This window comes from Bartonella sp. CB10SXKL (assembly GCF_042195515.1).
Taxonomy (GTDB): domain Bacteria; phylum Pseudomonadota; class Alphaproteobacteria; order Rhizobiales; family Rhizobiaceae; genus Bartonella.
Genome location: NZ_JBHION010000033.1, coordinates 1 through 4721, shown reverse-complemented (window position 1 = coordinate 4721; position 4721 = coordinate 1). Strand labels below are relative to the sequence as shown.

General features: G+C 34.8%; 2 protein-coding genes. One reads left to right on the top strand and one right to left on the bottom strand.

What is annotated here, in order from left to right:
• A partial coding sequence (locus ACFIK3_RS08940; protein ID WP_375676578.1) for a DUF6990 domain-containing protein occupies window positions 1-1647 on the top strand: 1647 nt, incomplete at its 5' end.
• Window positions 1648-2612: 965 nt separating this feature from the next.
• Here ACFIK3_RS08940 and ACFIK3_RS08935 read toward each other — a convergent pair.
• A partial coding sequence (locus ACFIK3_RS08935) for a type ISP restriction/modification enzyme (protein WP_375676577.1) occupies window positions 2613-4721 on the bottom strand: 2109 nt, incomplete at its 5' end.

Genomic DNA, 4721 nt, shown 5'->3' with positions numbered 1-4721 from the left:
CGTGTTCAAAAGTATAGCTACAATATACGTATAGTCTGGCATTTGGCTTGTTTAGCATTGACAGGTCAAATTGATGTTCTGAAATCTTATCAAAATTTTTTAGAAGCAGGTACGATTTCTGAAATTTTGGATGACCGTGAAGTAGAGAGATATATTAACCAGGCCGTTCAATTTGCTGAAGAATATCTGAAAATCCTTAATGAGCGAAAAGCTATAGATGATCGTCTTAGTTTACAAGATTTGTCTTTTCTTAATACAGTTTCTGAAGACTTAAAAAGGATGGACTGGACAGTCTATCGTGATAAAAATTACAATTGCAATGCTTATTTTATAAAGAAAGATCGTATCATTAATATAGTGTACAACCTTGATAAAAACGGAGAGACACCATTTGTTACCTTCAAGGTTTCTCTTTCAACACTTGGTTTTTCTACAGCTTATCGATCTATTTTCATCAATACTCCCCAATATACCGTTCTTAAAGAATCAGAAGAAGTTTATGCAGTTTCTAGTACTGAATTGGATGAAGGTAAACTGAAGCAGATCTGTGCGGATATTTTGTGCTGGGCTGATCGACAAAATGTGAATCAAATCATCTATGATTATGCGGCTTTGTCCCCAGACAGTGAATATGATTTTGCGAAGTTGCACCTTATTGCACTTATTCTTATTGGGGATGTTGAAAAACTCAAATTTTATAAGGAAAGTTTGAAGGATAAAAACTTTTCAGCTTTGATAAGGGAAAACATAGCACATATTATTGATAACGTCCTTGCTCTTGCACGCCGTTATCGGACTGGTTTTCCTAAAAACGCTCCGATTTTGAGCTTGGATCCGCAAACAGCATCTGTTGCTTCTAAAACAACTGCTGTTGAAGCGGCAGAGGAAGTGGATGAAGCGGATGACACTGATGATCGTCTCACCATGGAAAGTGCTCATGCACTTTTAAAAAGCCTAGGCTGGTCAACTGAGAAAATCAATGAGAATGACCATATGGCAAGCTATCAATTGGCTGATCGTGAAGTAGACATTCTTTATAACGACGAAATTGCCAAAGATTACCCACAATTTGATAGCGCCTTTTTGATTAGCACGGGCATTCTTTCCACCGCTTGTAAATTCATTGATCCTACCCACACGGAAGATATTCCAGATATACAGCTTAATTTTGAAGCAAAGGGGTTAGAAATCTTTGAACCAGAAGTTACTGCGGATCGCTTAAAGCAAGCACTTGATGACGCGCTAAAATGGGCGGTAACAGACATTGACCTTTCTGAAAGACTTCGCTCTGATTATGGCGCTGCTCCTTGGGAAAAAAGCACCACGTCTGAAGCAAACGATGCACATTATGCTTTACTTCATCTTGGCGCTCTTGCTTTGTTGGGTGATGCTGAAACCTTACAATCTTATCAGCAAAGCTTTACGGCAGGTGATCACCTAGGTTTTGACGAGAGCATCAACAAAACCCACCTTGAACGTGCATTAGCTTTAGCCAAAGAAGTAGCAAAGGTGAAGCAAGTGAGTTACGCTTTGATTAAACAGGTGGCAGAAAAGCTTGATGATCCACAAGAGGTTACCAGCAAGGAGCAACCCCGCTCGTGGAAAGAGAAAATAGTCAATTTTATCGGAAAAAAAGACAAGAAATAGCACCTAAAAAATATCGAAAAGATTTCAGAAATTTAGAAAATAAGACGCGCTCCAAAGCCTTGATCACTAGTTGAGAAACTCAACAGTAGTGTGGCTCTGATCATGGTTTTGGTGCAAGATTTTAATGAAACAGCCTATTATTTCATAGATTATTAAAATTACTTTTTATGGGCTTTTGTCTATTTTATCGGTTATGTCAGTTTATTTAACAGACGAATCTTATGATTTTAGTGAATGATTAAAATGTGCTTTATGAAAAGCATATGATCCTTTAAGCCTTTCAAAAGAAAGGGATTATAATCATAATAGATGCTATCAAGACCATTATGGTTATGAGTTTTGGAGGTTTAGGGGGTTTTGGAGGTGCTTTTTACGCTCCCCCCTTTACATATTTTTCAATAAAAAATAAAAGTCATTATATTTCAATAAGTTAATCTTTCAAATAAACAACCTATATTAAACACAAAACATAAATACAATCTTTAATATATATTTAAGAGGGTTTTGTAGGTGTTTTGGGGGTTTTAAAAACAGACAAAACCTATAAGTAATATAAGAAAATGAATATACATAATCCTCTTTAAACAAAGCTTTTGAAAACAATAAAGCTATCATTTTAGATTACGGTATAATCTTTTAAAGGCAATGTAAAAAAATCTAATTCTATTTAAGAGTGGATTTCTTAAAAGTCTTAAAGCAATCCAAATAAGAGTATCTAAAAGTGCAAATGGTTTCTTTTTAGAATAACGCATGATAAATTATTCCTTTTAAGATTATAGGTAATCAACTCACAAGATGATACGTTTAAAGAATTTACAAAAGTCCATTAAAGAGATCTTGATAACGTAATTATTTCCTATCTTAGTTTATCTCATAACAGATGATAAAATAGACTGTTATTTAAACTAATACATAAGCGGATTTAATAAGATTGGCATGCCCATTATGTGAGCATGCTTTATAAGTTATTCAGTTTCTCTAATCTCTAGTTTTGGTAGGTTCTTAACGATTTTCATTGTCTCTAAACTTATGGTAATAACCCTCTGAAATAACTCTAGAGGGTAGGCAGGGTTGCCAACGGTTTCAACAGCATAGCGATTGGCATCATTCACAATACCACTCTTTTTATCAGTCTTAACGCATTGACGTCCCATAACCCATTCAAGAGCGGGTTTGCCATTGACGATATACGCATAAGCGTCAAGAGGTATATCTGTTATTGTGATATTGTTATTATAAATAACAGTGGTTTTATCTTTCTCTTTACCTGCTTTTGCGAATTTCATTTCAGTTACATAATAAAACTTTTCTGGATTAGAGATGTCAGTTAATTTTGGATTGCCTTTTTTAAATGTGACTGGATAAGGTTCTATGCTTTCGTAATTCATGTGCAAATGACCCAGTTCACGCCCTGCTGTTACAAATTTCCAAAAATCATCAGCACTCTTTACACAAGGGATACGAGGTAATTCTTTGCATAAATTATCAGCATAACGAGAGCGATAATCTTCCGAATGAAGCAAACCGTAAACATAATAGAATAGATCATCTTTTGTTATGGTTTCATTAGGATAAGCGGCTTTAAAATGTGCTAATCCCTCATAAGTAATGGCATCACGCTTCTGTAAACCAGCTATTGTGCTTTCTTCTGTAGAGTTTGTAAATAAATGGGATTGTTTCTCACTTTTACTTTTTGAAACTGGAGCGTCTTCGTAAATATAACGTGGAAAGCATTGACCTTTATCCACTACATCAAGATTAGGTAAATTTTTAGACATAAGTACAGAAAAACCCGATTGAGTTCCCGTACCTGTAACTTGTATCACCTTATTTTCAACCGTTTCTCCTATCGGAAATATCCGCGGCATTTGATAGACTCTCTCATTAAAAGTACGGTTGCAGTATAGCCATTGTTTCGTAAAAGGACGATAAAGACTTTGCGTGATGCATCTATCTTCAAATTCAAAGATTTTTCCTCTTACTAACTCTTGTTTAACATTATAGCTCCAACTTATCTTCCTCTCATCTGTATCAACGAAATTATTTACAGCCTTTGTACGTATCTTGCGACTAGCATGCGGATAGATATCATTAAAACGTTCCACTTCACTGTTATAGAAGGCAATCATATTACTCATGTTTTTCTTTAAAGTTTCATGGCTTGAGTTATACGTCCAAGCATCACGATTGGTTACAACCCCAAGAGAAAACGTTTCAAATAGTCTGAAATTACATCCCTTTTTATCACCTATGGCTAAAAATATTTTGAAATTGTTATCACGTTGATGAATCCAGTCACCATGTTCATCCGGTGTAATTATTTTCCAACCCGATTTATTTGTGATGCCACCAACACTATCAAAGTATTGAAGCATCTCAAGTTTTTTTTTGGTAGAAAGATTATCACCAATGTCGTGATAGTAAATTTCACACGGTTGTTTTTTATTTGGATTGCGCACAAAAATCGTTACAGCTATTCCATTTTGGCTTCCAGAACCAAAAACATTGCCTCCTTCCTTTGATAATTCTTTTGATTTTATATTTTTTCGAATATCACCACGAAGATTAATAATATAAATAGAAGAATATTCATTTCGTAAGCATTTTCGCATGCCATCAGCAAATGCTTTATCTATCCATCCATTTCCAGAAATATAAGCTACAATACCACCTTGAGAACTTAAGCGATTACTTGCCCACCTAATCGCTCGAATATAGCTATCATAGAGATTTCTTTTTAATGTTGCTTGAGATTTAAGTGCATACGTATTTTGGATACTTCTATCAAGTATTTCATATTCTACATTTGCATTATTATCATTCTCACTTCTTTGACCAGAAGAATAAGGAGGGTTACCAAAGATAACTTCAATATTGAGCTTTTTTTGAAGTTCTAAATATGCACTGTTTTCCTCTAGTAAACCTTTCATCAGATCTTGCTTTTCAACCATCCGAAACGTATCGGTTAAGCCAATATGCTTGAAAGGAATATACTCACCTTTCTTCAAACTATGATAAGTCGATTCAATGTTAATGGCTGCTATGTAATAAGCCAGTAAAACAATCTCATTGGC